Consider the following 13,868-nt stretch of genomic DNA (forward strand, 5'->3'; position numbering starts at 1 on the left):
CTCTCGTAGGCAGGGCGTTGACGGATGGAACGAGCCGCACGCTTACAGCGCATCGGCACCTTCCTCGGCGGTGCGGATACGGATGATCTGGTCGACGCTGGTGACGAAGATCTTGCCGTCACCGACCGCGCCGGTTCGTGCGGCACCCTGGATGGCTTCGAGCGCACTTTCCAGCAGGTCTTCGGGGACCACCGCCTCGACCTTGATCTTGGGCAGAAAATCGACAACGTACTCGGCGCCGCGATAGAGCTCGGTATGACCCTTCTGGCGGCCAAAGCCGCGCACCTCGGTCACCGTCATGCCGGACACGCCAGCCTGCGACAACGCCTCGCGTACCTCGTCCAGCTTGTAGGGACGGATGATGCTGGTGATCAACTTCATGGCAGATTCCCTCGTGGGCGGTTCGGATCAGAAGCTCTTGCTGAGCGCCAGCACCGCAGTGGCGCGGCCCAGATAATGGTTGTGGGCATTGGTGTACACACCGCGATCGGCATTGGTGTCGTAGTAGCCCAGGGACACCGAATAGCCATGCGCAAAACTGCGTAAGAGGACCAGGTTCCAGTCCGTGTAGTCGCCGCTCGCCACGTGCTTGACGCGCTGATGGCCAACGTGTGCCGACAGTGACCACCGCGCGGCCAGGTCATGGCTCCAGGACAGATCCCAGTAGTCGCTGTGCTTACTGTCGGCAAAGCCGAACAGGTTGGTGAAGGCATGCGAGTACTTCAGGTGGAAGCCGGCATAGCCGACGCCCACATAGCCCTCGGTGGTGTCCGGACTGGTAAAGCCGGAGGGGTAGGTGCCGGGGTAGTAGTACGTGTAGAGGCCGACATCGAAGCTTGCCTTGTTGGCGAACGTGGTGCGCCAGCCGATGTAGCCATCCGTTTCCAGACTGCTGGAAATCGGGGCGGTGCTGGTCGAGCCATCCGACAACCAGCTGATATTGCTGCCCCAGACACCGGCATAGAGGCCCTGCGCGCCATCTATCTCTATACCCGCCTGCAGCGCGGGATCACGATTGGTCTGCGACAGACCGCGGAACAGGTAGTCACTGACGACGCTTGCGCTGCCGGATACATCAGCCGCATAGACGGCCGAACTGAAAGCGCCGACAAGGCACAGGACAAGAACGACAGCACGACAGGCTAAGCGGGTAAGGCTGGGCATGGTGCATTCCTCTTTGGGCGGGGCAGGTGTGACCCGAACCGGAGCGGCGAGCAGCAAGTCACACACCGATACGCCACCGGCTGATGCTCGGCGGCGTGTGGAAAAACAGGCGAAACAAGACAGAACACGCACGCGGCGGGACGCCAGTCCTTATGGCAGCGCCAAGCAACATAGACGTGCGATGGTCGGACATGACGGCAAGATCCCCGTGGCTGCGGACAAGCGAGCCCGTACCGCATTGCACGGGTGCGGCCGGGATGGCCCTCTATGGGCCGCTGAACCGAACTGGCATCCGGGAAAGGCGGATGCGAAGTGCTGCATGGCGCGCCGCCCGCACGATGGCGGCCGGGCCTGAAGCAAGCCGTGGTGCTATGTCCGACCGGGGTGGTCGGCGGTCGCCAGTATCGCGCCAGAAGGCCGCGGGGCGCCGGTGACGAACCGCATTCCAACGCTCGCGGTTGACGTCGCTGCGTTCGATACTGCAACGCAATATTGCTGCAACGCAACAGTCACGAACTAGGAATTTTCCACCCCTGGTGATGTGAAATACCGCAGATGCAGATACCGCATACTCTTGCCACGGACAGTAGCCCGATGTCCTGTACGCATGACACGACGCCCGCGCGTCGCCTCTGCAAGGTCATCGCGCCGTCCCGATTTGCACTTACACTTGATGTCTTTGGCACCGGACGCGCGCGCGCATGAACCACCTGCTAAATGTCATCCTGCTCGGCATCATCGAGGGCATTACCGAATTCCTGCCCATTTCCTCCACCGGCCACTTGATCATCGCCGAGCGCTGGCTGGGTGCGCGTTCGGACCTGTTCAATGTCGGCATCCAGGCCGGCGCCATCCTGGCCGTGACGTTGATCTACTGGCGCCGCCTGTGGGAGCTGCTAGTGCACTGGCGCAAGCCGGACAATCGCGATTACCTGGCCAAGCTGATCGTGGCCTTCCTGATCACCGCGGTGCTCGGGCTGATCGCCGTGAAGATGGGCTTCAAGCTGCCCGAGGCCATCGGCCCGATCGCCTGGACACTGATCATCGGCGGTATCTGGATGATCGCCGCCGAGCAGATTGCCGAGCGTCGCCCGGAAAGCCGTCGCATCACCTGGACGGTGGCGATCCTGGTCGGCATCGCGCAGATGGTGGCCGGCATTTTTCCCGGCACCTCGCGATCGGCCTCGACCATTTTCGCGGCCATGCTGTTTGGCACCAGCCACCGCCCCACGGCGACGGAATTTGCCTTCCTGGTCGGCATTCCGACCATGTATGCAGCCACCGGCTACGAGCTTTTGAAGGTCATCAAGGACGGTCAGGTCGCGCACGAGAACTGGACCGCGCTGGGTGTGGGTTTTGTGGTCTCGGCCATCGTCGCCTTCATCGCCGTGAAATGGCTGCTGGGCTACATCCGCAGTCATACCTTCACCCCGTTCGCGATCTACCGCATCGTGTTCGGTGTCGCGCTGCTGGTCATGCTGGCGCATTGACGGGGACTTAAGCGATGAACTCGATACCGCCGTTCCATCTGGCCTTTCCGGTGACCTCACTGGCCAAGGCACGCGCCTTTTATGGAACGCTGCTGGGCTGTCCTGAGGGGCGCAGCAGTGAGCACTGGGTCGATTTCAATTTCCATGGCCACCAGATCGTCGCGCACTTGGCGCCGGAGGAAGCCGGCCACCGCCACACCAACGCCGTCGATGGCGATGCGGTGCCGGTGCGTCACTTCGGGCTGGTGCTGTCGATGGAGGCCTGGCAGGCGCTGGCCGAGCGCCTGCGCGCAGCCGGAACCCGTTTCATCATCGAACCGCATGTGCGCTTTGCCGGCCAGCCCGGCGAGCAGGCCACCATGTTCCTGCTCGACCTCTGCGGCAACGCGCTGGAGTTCAAGGCATTTGCCGACATGAACCAGCTGTTCGCGCGCTAAGGCCGGCAACCGCACGCGCTCAGCGCTGCACCATATGCGAGAACCATTCCCAGCCGCGCAGGCGCTCGGTGATGAGCTTGGTGCTGGTCAGCATGGGCACGGCCAGCAGCGCGCCGGGAATACCCCACAGCCAGCCCCACAGCAGCAACCACATCAGGATGGCCACCGGGCTCAGGCGCATGCGATGGCCCAGGATCATCGGCGTGATCAGGTTGCCCTCAATGGCGGTCAGGCAGGCAAAGCCCAACGCCGGCACCACGCCGTCCCAGGTGTGCGCAAAGTGCAGCAGGCCGACGCCTGCCAGCAGCAACGTGGTGGTGATGGCCCCCACATAGGGAATGAAGTTGGCCAGCGCTGCCACGCCACCCCACAACAACGGATCGGGCACGCCCATCCACCACAGCCAGCCCGTGGTAATGGCGCCCAGGCAACTGTTGATGATGGTGGTGGTGAGCAGGTAGCGCGAAACCTCGATCTGGATCGAGCGCACAATCGCCACGTTGTGGCGTTTCTGCTCGAACGTGGGGGAAATCTCCACCAGCCGACGCAACAGCGCCTCGCCATAGACCAGGAAGAAAAACACCAACAGCGCCACCGTCAGGATATTGGCCAACACCAACGGCGTGGTCTGTAGCACATCCCAGGCGCTGATGGCGACATGGGTGGTATTGCCGCTGTGCGTATGGCCGTGTTCGCCGACCAGCGACTGCGTGGCACGGGTGGCGGCGTTGAGCTGCTCGGTGACCGGACGCAACTTGGGCGCCATGTGGCGCAGCATGCTTGGCGCACGATGCAACCAGCTGGCCGCCGGGCCGGCCAGAGACACCACGGCAGCTCCCAGACCGCTGCCCAGCACCAGCATGACTACCACCGCCGCCAGCGCGCGCGGCACCCGTATACGCGTGGCCGCCGCCACGATCGGGTTCAGCCCCAGCCCCAGGAAGGCGGCCAGTACAAACGGGATCAGCAGTGACTTGGTCAGCGCCAGGGTATACAGGATGGCCAGGATCAGCAGCGCATTGAACACCTTGCGCACGGCGCGAAAATGCCGGTTGAAGCGCCGCGCACCGGGCATGCGATAACGGGTCACATGCCTCACGCGTGCCGTCGTGGCCTCGGCCTGCACCGGTTCTGATCCCGCCTTCGGTGCCGACGGCTCTTGGTTTTCGCTCATGGGGGCGGCACATCCGTATCGTCATCACCGCCGGGCAGCCAGGCGGCCAGCTGGTCCAGCGCCTCGCTGGACAAAAGACTGAGCATGCCAGGAATGCGCCAGATGCGCTGACGTGTCCAGCCCAGCACTACGCCAAGACCCAGCGCACCGCCCAGCCACGGCCAGGGGTGAGCACGCGCGCTGGCGGCAAACTCGGCCAGCGGCTCGTGCAGCGACTGCCGCGCGGCGCGCACATCGGCCTTGGCGCGGGCCACCTCAGCCTTGCGGCGGATCAGCATCATCATCGTGTTTCCCCGCATGCAAGGCGTCGTCCACCAGCGCCCGCCAGTGCGCCCGCGATTCGGGCAGGCTGAGTAGGTGCAGACAGTGCCGGAAAGTGAAGATAGAGCCGGTAAGGCCCAGCGCGAGCAGACCGCAGATGGTCAGCAGCGACCAGGCCCACGAGCCATACCACTGCGCCAACAGGTGCCCCAGCAAGGCCAGAAGCGCCAGCCCCAGGGCGACGGCGAACACGGTGGCCGCCAGCGCCGCGAACATCGCCAGATGGGCCGCAGCGCGCGCCAGCTTCAGCTCGGCGCCAAGCAGCCGCGCATGCGCCGAGGCCAGATCGCTGACACCCGCTGCCGCCTGGCGCAACAGCACCAGCCAGCGAGGCAGCGGGCTGTCATCACGCCTGTCCGCCTGCGTCTGCCCATCTGGCTCGGATGGGCCGTCAGGTGATGCCTGCGCGTGGTCGGCGGCCGACGCCGTCGGTGCCATAGAAATCCCCTGCGTGCGTGTATCAGCGGCGCGTCAGACGGCCGATCAGCCAACCTGCGGCCACCGCGATGGCCACCGACTGAGTGGGCTTTTCGCGCACGTAGGTCTTGGCCTGCTCCAGCCAGTCCTTGCCGTGGGCGACCGCCTCGTCCATGGCTTCGCGGCTGCGTTGCTTGGCGGCCTCGGCGCGGTCGGCGGCGCGGTCAGCGGCGTCGGCAACGCGGTCGGTGGCGCTGTGCATGCCCGACTCGACGCGGTCGGCGGTGCGGTCGACGCTGTCCTTGGCGCGGTGGATCTTCTCCGACGTGGCACCCTTGAAACGCTCGGCCTGTTCCTCGTAGCGCGGATGCGCCGGCGAGGTCTCGGCGCTGGCCGCCGTCGGGGCGGTATCGGCCGTGGCGGCCGGGCTCTTGTTGCTGGCTTGCTTGCTCATGTCAGCCTCCTTATCGCAAATGTGCTTGAAGCATCGTGCAACGGCCGGCGCGGGCCCTTGATGCCGGTCAACCCGGCAGGCGTCGCGTCGGCCGTACGCGTTGGACGATGTCGCTGCGGGCGACCGTCACCTGTTAAGCCCTGGCTAGACCCGTCCGCGACGGAACAGCGAGATGATGAACAGGATCAGGAAGATGAAGAACAGGACCTTGGCCACAGTGGCGGCCACACCGGCCACACCCCAGAAACCCAGGACGCCCGCGATGATGGCAACCACCAGGAATATCAGTGCGTAATGAAGCATGGTCGAACCCTCCTCAACTATTGGTGCGGTGGACGCGTAGGACCTTGGACGATGTCGCTTGAGGTCGTGTCCTGCCGCGTTGGGGACCATTCTTGGCATGCTGGCAACAGCGCCTGCTGAACAGCCTGGCGGCGCACCGGGGCGGTATTCACCATCGTCATCGCGCCGTGAACAGGCGGCCTGGCTTTGTTCACGGCGCGCATGACCGCCTGCCTACGCAGGCACCTTCGGATTGAGGCTGTAGGTACCCATCAGCGCAGCCTCGGCCAGCACATGGCCATCCATTTCGCGGCGCACGTCAGCCACCGTGAAGCGTCCTTCCAGGCCCAGCGAGGCCACATCCAGCGCATACACGCGAAAGTGGTAGTGATGCACGATCGAATCGTTCCACGGTGGGCACGGGCCGTCGTAACCGAAGTAGTCGCCTTCCATGTCCGAGTCACCGGCGAACCAGCTGGTGAAGTCATTGATACCCTGGCGGGCGCCCGGCGGACCCAGCGGCTGCTTCTTGCCATGCGGCGCGACGCCCTCGGCACAGCTGCCCTCGCCCAGTTCGCGGCACTCGGGCGGAATATCCACCATCAGCCAGTGCACGAACTCGGCACGCGGCAAATCGGCCGGTACCTGGCGGTCGCTCTTGTTCACGTCATCGGGCTTGCTGGGCACGTCCGGATCGACGCACATCAGCACGAACGAGCGCGTGTCATCCGGCGCGCCGCTCCAGGCCAGGTGCGGATTCAGGTTGTCCGATAGCTCGACCGGATCGCCGATCTTGCCGAAGGCAAACTTCACCGGGATGGGCTGGCCATGGGCAAAGCTGTCACTGCGCAAATGCATGGATCACTCCTTGTGCGAAACGTGGGTTCGATAGCGCCCGGTGCGCTCAGGCATCGGGCGAGCGATAAGTAATGCGATAGATGGCGCCGGCCAGGTCATCGCTGACCAGCACGCTGCCGTCCTTCAGCACCAGCACGTCGGCCGGTCGGCCCCAGGCCGACTCGTGCTGCTCGAAACCGGTCACCAGCGGCGTGTAGGCACCGACCTTGCGCCCGTGCATGTGAACCGCCATGACCCGGTAGCCGGATTTGGTGCTGCGATTCCAGGAGCCGTGCTCGGCAATCAGGATGGCGCCGCGATAGGCGGCCGGGAACATCGTGCCGGTGTAAAAGCGCATGCCCAGCGCGGCCACATGCGCGCCCAGTTTCAGCACTGGCGGTGTGTACCGGCTGCACGGGTGGCCCTTGCCGTATTCGGGATCGGGCACATCACCCTGGTGGCAGAACGGATAACCGAAATGCTGACCGCGATGATCGACACGGTTGAGCTCGTCGGAGGGCACGTCGTCGCCCATCATGTCGCGGCCGTTGTCGGTGAAATACAGCGTGTGCGTGCCCGGCTGCCAGTCGAAACCGACGGTGTTGCGGATGCCGTAGGCCACGTCCTGCCAATGGCTGCCATCGGCGTCCATGCGCATCAGCTTGGCGTGTTGCTTGTCGGGCAGGCAGATGTTGCACGGCGCGCCTTCGGGCACGTAGAGCTTGCCGTCCGGGCCGAAGGCAATGAACTTCCAGCCGTGGTGCAGATCGTCAGGCAGCTTGTCGGTGACCAGCTGCGGTTGGGGTGGATCATCCAGATGCTGCTCGATGTCGCGCAGCACGTAGATACGGCTGACGGCCGACACGTACAGATTGCCGTGGTGGAAGGCCACGCCGACCGGCAGTTTCAGACCCGAGGCAACCACGCGCACCTGATCGGCGCGGCCATCACCATCGCGGTCGGTCAGCGCGTAGACCTTGCCGGCATCACGCGAACCGGCGAACACCGTACCGTTGGTGCCCAGGGCCAGCTCGCGAGCATTGGGCACCTGATCGCTGTAGAGCGCGATGTGAAAACCCGGCGGCAGGGTCAGTCGGTCCAGGTGCGTGGCGGCCCCGGCCGGCACAGCCAAAAGCAGTGCAATCAAGGCAAATACGAAGCGCATCGCATGGACTCCCCGCAGGTGGCGACATGTGGCGCGACAGCGGCGCCACTGGCGCTCGCCAGTGTACGCGCACGCGCATGAAGCGCGGCTGGCCGTGGCCAGGCGGTGCGGTCAGTCCTGAGCGCAGGCGTTGAGGCGCGCGGCGATGTAGTCGTCGGTGAACACGTTCATGCGCCAATCCTGGATGTAGCCGCAATGGCCACCGTAGCGCGAGATATCCAGCTCCACCGCCTCGGATAGGTTGAGGTCGTGGAAGTCGGCCACCGGAATCACCGGATCGTCCTCGGAGGTCAGGATGGTGGTCGGCACCTGCATCTGCGCCAGCCGATCCACGCCCACCGAGTAGCCATCCAGGTAGGCATCGAGCGAGCCGAAATCGGTGTGCCGTTCGACCAGCACTCGGGTCAGCTCGCGCATGTTGTGGCGCAGGTCGCGTGGCTCGAAGTAGCGATGCTGCGGATGCACCTGCGCCTTGCGCTTGAGCGAGCCGCGCCACTTGTGCATGAAGTACCACTCGTAGATCCAGATCGCCGTTTCCAGCGACCTCAGGCCCGCATGCGGATCGATGATCGGGCACACCACCACCGTCTTGGACAACGGAATGCCGGCGCCCGGCGCACGCAGCGCCACGCGCAGCGCAAAGCTGCCGCCCAGCGAGAAACCAACCAGACCCAGCGGCGCGCCCTCGTATGGCAGATAGCGCAGTGTGGCCTCGGCTGTCGCCTCGACCACCTCGTCGATCAGGCACGAATGGAACAGCTCGGTATTGAGATGATGCGTGGCACCGTGATCGCGAAAATTGAGGCGAAAAATGTCCCAGCCATCGGCCAGCATGCGCGCGCCGGTCTGCAGCACATAGGTCGAATCGATGCTGCCTTCCCAGCCGTGGAACAGGATCAACAAACCGCGCGCCTTCTGGCGCACCTTCTGCCGCGTCACCGCACCGGAAAGACGCACGCCATCGCTCAACGTGAACGTGACGGCCTCGGCACCATCGTGCACCGCGGCGCGGGCGTGGCTGCGCTGCCACAGCCGGCGCATGCCGCTGGAAGAGAGCATGGTTTGCAGATGCCCGTTTCGCAGCACGCGTGGTGGCAGGAAATCCGATCCCCTCGGCGGCGTCATGCCGGGTCTTCCAACGCCTGTGCAATCTGTGCGCGGGCCTGCTCGGCCATGCGCTTGCGACCGTCCGGATGCACCGGCACGGGCTTGAGGAAATGCACCTCGGCATCCAGCGTCGGCTCGCCCATCAGGCGGATGACATTGGACAGAAAGCTCTCGCGTGGCCGGAACGCCACGTCCAGCCAGCGCTTGCCGCCGCGCGCATAGCGCAGCGCCACCGGCTGGATCGGTGATTCGGCATCGATCGCCGCCTGCAGGATGCGCGCATGGAACACGCGAAGATCGGCGCCGGAACTGGTGCCGCCCTCGGGAAACACCGCCACCGAGCGGCCACCGCGCATGCGATCGACCATCACCTGCATCACCGCCGCCAGCGAGTGGTTGGAGCCACGGCGATGGAAGATGGTGCCGCCGCGCGCCGCCATCCAGCCGACCACCGGCCAGCGTGCGATCTCGGCCTTGGCCACGAAACACGCCGCGCGCTGGGTATGCATCAGCTCGATATCCAGCCACGAGCTGTGGTTGCACACGAACAGCGTCGGGTCGTTCAGCGGCGTGCCGATGCGGCGCGCGCGGAAGCCGAAAATGCGCAGCAGGCCGGTCGACCACCAGCGGATGGTGCGATGCGCGAACGGTTCACGGCCCTTGTGCATCACCTTGCCGCCAAACAGCGTCAGCACAATGCCGCACAGGGCAATGCCCAGCAGCACGTGCACGAGCAGCAGAGGGATGCGATAGGCGTAACGCAGCGGTCGCAATGGATCACGCTTGTCGCGCACGGGGCCTGGGGTGTGAGTCGAAGCGTCCATAGAAGCTGCCAAGAGTAGCCGAGGCCGGTCCCTGACCGCTAGATGCACGCCCGCACGCGCGTGCCGATCAGGCGGCGTCGGGAGGCGCCAGCGACATCGATGGCGAGCGTTTTACCGTGCGCAACACAAAACTGGAGTTGACGTCGGCCACGCCCGCCGTGCGCAGCAACTGGTCGAGCAAGAAGCGCGAAAAATGCTCCAGGTCGCTCACATACACGTGCAACAGGTAATCCATGTCACCGGTCAGCGCATGGCAGGCGGCCACTTCGTCCCAGCCATTGGTCAGCTCGACGAAGCGCTCCACGGTGGCCGCATCGTGCTGCTTGAGCTGCACGCGCACGAAGGCCTGCAGGCCCAGCCCGATCGCCGCTGGGTCCACCTGCGCGGCATAGCCGGCAATCACGCCGGAGGCCTCCAGTCGCTGCACGCGGCGCAGGCACGCCGATGGCGAAAGACTGACCCTTTCGGCCAGCTCGGCGTTGGTGATCCGTCCATGCCGCTGCAGCATGGCAAGTATGCAGTGATCGGTGCGATCCATGGCCATTTCGAATATTCATGCGTCATATCGGCTTTTGAGCGCAATGATATTGCATGAATGCGGCTTAATCACGCAATCGCGCAACCACCTTGCGCGGCGATCACCGTAAGCTGGAAGGCCACCCGTTCCGCAGCCCGCAGCAGGAGGCGCGTCATGCAGATTCCCCGCAAAGTCGAACACCAGCAGACCGATCGCGGCACCATTCCGGTGTACGCCACCGGTGTGGTCGACCAGCCCTGGGATAGCTACAGCGCCACCGATCACCAGGTCTGGTCGCAGCTGTTCGCGCGCCAGCGCGAGGTGCTTCCCGGACGCGCCTGCCAGGAATTCATCGACAGCCAGAACGCGCTGCACATGAGCGCCGACGCGATTCCGAAATTCGCCGAACTCAACCCGATCCTGCGCCAGGCCACCGGCTGGGAACTGGTCGGCGTGGAAGGTCTGCTGCCCGAGTACACGTTTTTCGAGCACCTGGCCAACCGCCGCTTCCCGGTGACCTGGTGGATTCGCTCGCCCGATCAGATCGACTACATCTCCGAACCGGACCTGTTCCACGACCTGTTCGGCCATGTGCCGCTGCTGATGAACCCCATCTTCGCCGACTACATGGAAGCCTACGGACGTGGCGCCATGAAGGCACACGGCATCGGCGAGCAGGCGCTGCTGAACCTGACGCGCCTGTACTGGTACACGGTGGAATTTGGCCTGATCCGCACCGATGCGGGCCTTCGCATCTACGGTTCGGGCATCGTCAGCTCCAAGGGCGAGTCGATCTACAGCCTGGAGTCGGACGCGCCCAACCGCCTCGGTTTCGACCTGGAACGCATCATGCGCACCATGTACCGCATCGATACCTTCCAGCAGAGCTACTTCGTGATCGACAGCTTCGAGCAGCTGTTCGACGCCACGCGACCGGACTTTGCGCCGATCTACCAGCGCCTGGCCGAACTGGAGGACTTCCCCGCCCGCGCTGTGCGCGCCGACGACACCGTGTTCCACGAGGGCACGCGCGAAGGCTTCGCCACCGACGCCGACGCCTAACCTCCGGCGGCGGCCGCTTACGCCGCTTGATTCGATTCCAGCCAGCGCGCCCGCAAGACGCGCTCACAGGGTTGCGACACGGTGCGCGCCACCAGAGACCCCAAGCCCAAGGCCAGCGCCACCATGGGTACGTACCACAGGTAGCCTTCGGCCAGTGCCGAGCCCCATCGGTGATAAAGCCCCACCGCCGTGTAGACCACGAACATGTGGGTCAGATAGATCTCGTAACTCAAACGCCCACAAGCACGCAGCCAACCCAGCCCAGGCAACGGCCGTGAGGGCGTTGCCACGCCCAGGGCGCGCTCGTGCAGCCCGATGACCAGCATCGTGGTGGCCACGACCAAGGCCAGCATCACGCCCTGGCCCAGCCATGGCCACAGGCGATCGCCCCAGATCAGCAGCAGCGCCAGGATCACACCGCCCAGCCAAGCCAGCACGCGGCCACGGCGCACCGAACCGTCTAGCTGGGCCGCCAGCAGCGCGCCGCTGGCACCGCAGGCGATGGCGGCCATACCCGGCCAATAGGCCTTCTCCAGCCAAATTTCGTTGCCATGCGCGGCCAGCGCGCGGCCCCACGGCAAGGTCAAGGCGAGCAGCACCAGCACCACGCCCAGACGCCAGCGTCGTGCCAACCCCAGGCACACCAGCGGGAAGCCGAGATAGAACAGCTCCTCGATCGACAGCGACCACAGCACGTCCCAGTTGCCGGGCAGATAGCCGGTATGCGCCTCGTACCAGTTCAGGTACAGCCCCAGCGCCGAGGCCAGTGCGCCGCCCAGCGACTGTCCCGGTCGATGGATCACGAAATCCGGCACGCCGGCAAGATGCAGCCCACTCAGTACCACCAGCACCAGCAGCAACAATGGAACGATGCGGGCAAAACGGCGCGCGTAGAAAGCACGCAGTCGCACCGCGCCCGGCTCGCCCCAGCGGCGCAGAAGATTGGTGGTGATCAGGAAACCGGAGATCACGAAGAACATGTATACCGCCGGCAGGCCGTTGTAGATCACCGCTTTGAGCAGGCGCACCGGAAGCCACGCCGCCAGTGCGGTGTGCTGCAGCGGTATTCTCAAACCGATGTGGTTGCACAGCACCAGCACAATCGACACGCCGCGCAGCAGATCGATACCGCTGTTGCGTGCCAGCGCACGATGTGGAGTCGATGCCATTGGCCCGGTTTTCGTCGCTGAAACCACCAGTGTGCCGATCACGCATGCCATAGCCAACAAACTGCTAGGCTTGGCGCCGTTTTTTCGCGCCATACTCATGTCATGACCCAGCTGCCCGCCCACTGCACCGCCATCCGTGGCGCCGTGCTCACCTACACCGGCGACCCGTTTGTCGAGGGCATAGAGGCCACGCGCCGCTACGAAAGCGATGCGCTGGTGGTCGTCGCCGACGGGCGCATCGTTGCCTTTGGCCCGGCCGGTGAGGTGGCACCGCAGTTGCCGGCGGGCACGCCGATAGAACAACTGCCACCCCATCAGCTGCTCAGCGCCGGCTTTATCGATACCCACGTGCACTACCCGCAGCTGCCGATCATCGGCGCCTACGGCGAGCAGTTGCTGGACTGGTTGAACCAGTACACCTTCCCCGCCGAGGCCGCCTACGCCAACATCGAGCACGCGCGCGCCGTGGCGCACACCTATTTTGCCGAGAACCTTCGCAACGGCATTACCACCGCTGCCGTCTACGGCACCGTGCATCCGCAGTCGGTGGACGCGCTGCTGGAGGTATCCGAGGCGCACAACCTGCGCACCATCGCCGGCAAGGTGCTGATGGATCGCCACGCGCCGCCGGAGCTTTGCGACACCGCGCAGAGTGGCTACGACGACTCCAAGGCACTGATCGATCGCTGGCATGGTCGCGGCCGCCAGCTCTATGCGATCACCCCGCGCTTCGCGCCCAGCTGCTCGCCCGAGCAACTGGAAACGGCCGGCGCACTGTGGCGCGAGCGCCCGGACTGCTACGTGCAATCGCATCTTTCGGAAAACCTGGCCGAATGCGACTGGGTGGCGCAGCTGTTCCCACAGGCGGCCAACTATCTGGACGTGTACGACCGCTTCGGCCTAGTGGGACCGCGCGCGGTGTACGGCCACGGCATCCACTTGTCCGAGGGCGAACTGTGCCGCTGCCACGCCAGCCACACCGCCCTGGCCCATTGCCCGACCTCCAACCTGTTCCTGGGCAGCGGGCTGTTTCCCATGCATCAGGCCAAGCGCGCCGACCGCGCGCTACGCGTGGGCCTGGGCACGGACCTGGGCGCGGGCACCAGCTTCTCCATGCTGGTGACCCTCAACGAGGCCTACAAGGTGGCGCAGCTGCAAGGCCAACCGCTGTCGGCCGGGCACGCTTTCTACCTGGCCACGCGCGGCGGCGCGCAGGCGCTGCATCTGGAGGACACCGTCGGTTCCATCGCGGTGGGCATGGAAGCCGACCTGATCGCGCTGGACCTTCACTCCACGCCGATCATCGAGCACCGCATGCGCTACGCACGCGACCTGGACGAAGCGCTGTTCGTGCAGATGACCATGGGCGATGACCGCGCCGTGGCCGCGACCTGGGTCGCCGGCGAGAAGCGCTACACACGCACCCCGACTTAGGTCGCAGCCTCATT

At 65.1% G+C, this 13,868-nt stretch carries 17 protein-coding genes; 4 read left to right on the top strand and 13 right to left on the bottom strand.

Annotated features, from left to right (window positions below):
- Nucleotides 1–42: 42 nt before the first annotated feature.
- A complete protein-coding gene (locus HBF24_RS08060; protein WP_167171571.1) occupies nt 43–381 on the bottom strand; it encodes a P-II family nitrogen regulator in 339 nt (112 codons plus the stop codon).
- A 27-nt stretch (nt 382–408) separates the two neighbouring features.
- Nucleotides 409–1,164, bottom strand: coding sequence for a TorF family putative porin (locus tag HBF24_RS08065; RefSeq protein WP_167171574.1), 756 nt, complete (start codon nt 1,162–1,164; stop codon nt 409–411).
- 701 nt (nt 1,165–1,865) lie between these two features.
- Here HBF24_RS08065 and HBF24_RS08070 point away from each other — a divergent pair.
- Together HBF24_RS08070 and HBF24_RS08075 are read left to right on the top strand one after the other, a co-directional pair.
- Nucleotides 1,866–2,654 (top strand): undecaprenyl-diphosphate phosphatase, encoded by a 789-nt coding sequence (locus tag HBF24_RS08070; protein WP_167171577.1) that lies wholly within the window; start codon nt 1,866–1,868, stop codon nt 2,652–2,654.
- Nucleotides 2,655–2,668: 14 nt separating this feature from the next.
- A complete protein-coding gene (locus tag HBF24_RS08075; RefSeq protein ID WP_167171580.1) occupies nt 2,669–3,091 on the top strand; it encodes a VOC family protein in 423 nt (140 codons plus the stop codon).
- Between the two features lie 19 nt (nt 3,092–3,110).
- On the opposite strand, the gene HBF24_RS08080 is transcribed toward HBF24_RS08075, so the two are convergent.
- From HBF24_RS08080 to HBF24_RS08125, 10 genes are all read right to left on the bottom strand, one after another.
- The gene (locus tag HBF24_RS08080) at nt 3,111–4,265 is read right to left on the bottom strand and encodes an AI-2E family transporter (RefSeq protein WP_167171583.1); all 1,155 of its coding nucleotides are present in this window, start codon (nt 4,263–4,265) and stop codon (nt 3,111–3,113) included.
- Nucleotides 4,262–4,549: a hypothetical protein gene (locus HBF24_RS08085; protein ID WP_167171586.1), complete on the bottom strand. Its 288-nt coding sequence runs from the start codon at nt 4,547–4,549 to the stop codon at nt 4,262–4,264. Before HBF24_RS08085 ends, HBF24_RS08080 begins: the two co-directional genes overlap by 4 nt.
- A complete protein-coding gene (locus HBF24_RS08090; protein ID WP_167171588.1) occupies nt 4,521–5,024 on the bottom strand; it encodes an ABC transporter ATP-binding protein in 504 nt (167 codons plus the stop codon). The genes HBF24_RS08085 and HBF24_RS08090 overlap by 29 nt, the downstream gene beginning before the upstream one ends.
- A 22-nt stretch (nt 5,025–5,046) precedes the next feature.
- Nucleotides 5,047–5,457 (bottom strand): DUF883 family protein, encoded by a 411-nt coding sequence (locus tag HBF24_RS08095; protein ID WP_167171592.1) that lies wholly within the window; start codon nt 5,455–5,457, stop codon nt 5,047–5,049.
- A gap of 144 nt (nt 5,458–5,601) precedes the next feature.
- Nucleotides 5,602–5,760 (bottom strand): DUF1328 domain-containing protein, encoded by a 159-nt coding sequence (locus tag HBF24_RS08100; RefSeq protein WP_167171595.1) that lies wholly within the window; start codon nt 5,758–5,760, stop codon nt 5,602–5,604.
- Between the two features lie 213 nt (nt 5,761–5,973).
- Nucleotides 5,974–6,597 (bottom strand): YbhB/YbcL family Raf kinase inhibitor-like protein, encoded by a 624-nt coding sequence (locus tag HBF24_RS08105; RefSeq protein WP_167171598.1) that lies wholly within the window; start codon nt 6,595–6,597, stop codon nt 5,974–5,976.
- Between the two features lie 46 nt (nt 6,598–6,643).
- Nucleotides 6,644–7,741, bottom strand: a complete 1,098-nt coding sequence (locus HBF24_RS08110) for a PQQ-dependent sugar dehydrogenase (protein ID WP_167171601.1) — start codon at nt 7,739–7,741, stop codon at nt 6,644–6,646.
- A gap of 111 nt (nt 7,742–7,852) precedes the next feature.
- Complete coding sequence (locus HBF24_RS08115) at nt 7,853–8,800, bottom strand: alpha/beta fold hydrolase (RefSeq protein ID WP_343162732.1); 948 nt, start codon at nt 8,798–8,800, stop codon at nt 7,853–7,855.
- A gap of 62 nt (nt 8,801–8,862) precedes the next feature.
- The gene (locus HBF24_RS08120) at nt 8,863–9,672 is read right to left on the bottom strand and encodes a lysophospholipid acyltransferase family protein (protein WP_167171606.1); all 810 of its coding nucleotides are present in this window, start codon (nt 9,670–9,672) and stop codon (nt 8,863–8,865) included.
- Nucleotides 9,673–9,739: 67 nt separating this feature from the next.
- Nucleotides 9,740–10,216, bottom strand: coding sequence for an Lrp/AsnC family transcriptional regulator (locus tag HBF24_RS08125; RefSeq protein WP_167171609.1), 477 nt, complete (start codon nt 10,214–10,216; stop codon nt 9,740–9,742).
- A gap of 147 nt (nt 10,217–10,363) precedes the next feature.
- Between HBF24_RS08125 and phhA the strand changes: the two genes are divergently transcribed.
- The gene (gene phhA, locus HBF24_RS08130; RefSeq protein ID WP_167171612.1) at nt 10,364–11,251 is read left to right on the top strand and encodes a phenylalanine 4-monooxygenase; all 888 of its coding nucleotides are present in this window, start codon (nt 10,364–10,366) and stop codon (nt 11,249–11,251) included.
- A gap of 17 nt (nt 11,252–11,268) precedes the next feature.
- Here phhA and HBF24_RS08135 read toward each other — a convergent pair whose 3' ends face one another.
- Nucleotides 11,269–12,420: an acyltransferase gene (locus tag HBF24_RS08135; RefSeq protein ID WP_167171615.1), complete on the bottom strand. Its 1,152-nt coding sequence runs from the start codon at nt 12,418–12,420 to the stop codon at nt 11,269–11,271.
- A gap of 102 nt (nt 12,421–12,522) precedes the next feature.
- On the opposite strand from HBF24_RS08135, the gene guaD reads away from it, so the two are divergent.
- Complete coding sequence (gene guaD / locus HBF24_RS08140; protein ID WP_167171618.1) at nt 12,523–13,854, top strand: guanine deaminase; 1,332 nt, start codon at nt 12,523–12,525, stop codon at nt 13,852–13,854.
- Nucleotides 13,855–13,868 lie beyond the last annotated feature (14 nt).

Source organism: Oleiagrimonas sp. C23AA (genome assembly GCF_011759385.1).
Taxonomy (GTDB): Bacteria; Pseudomonadota; Gammaproteobacteria; order Xanthomonadales; family Rhodanobacteraceae; genus Oleiagrimonas.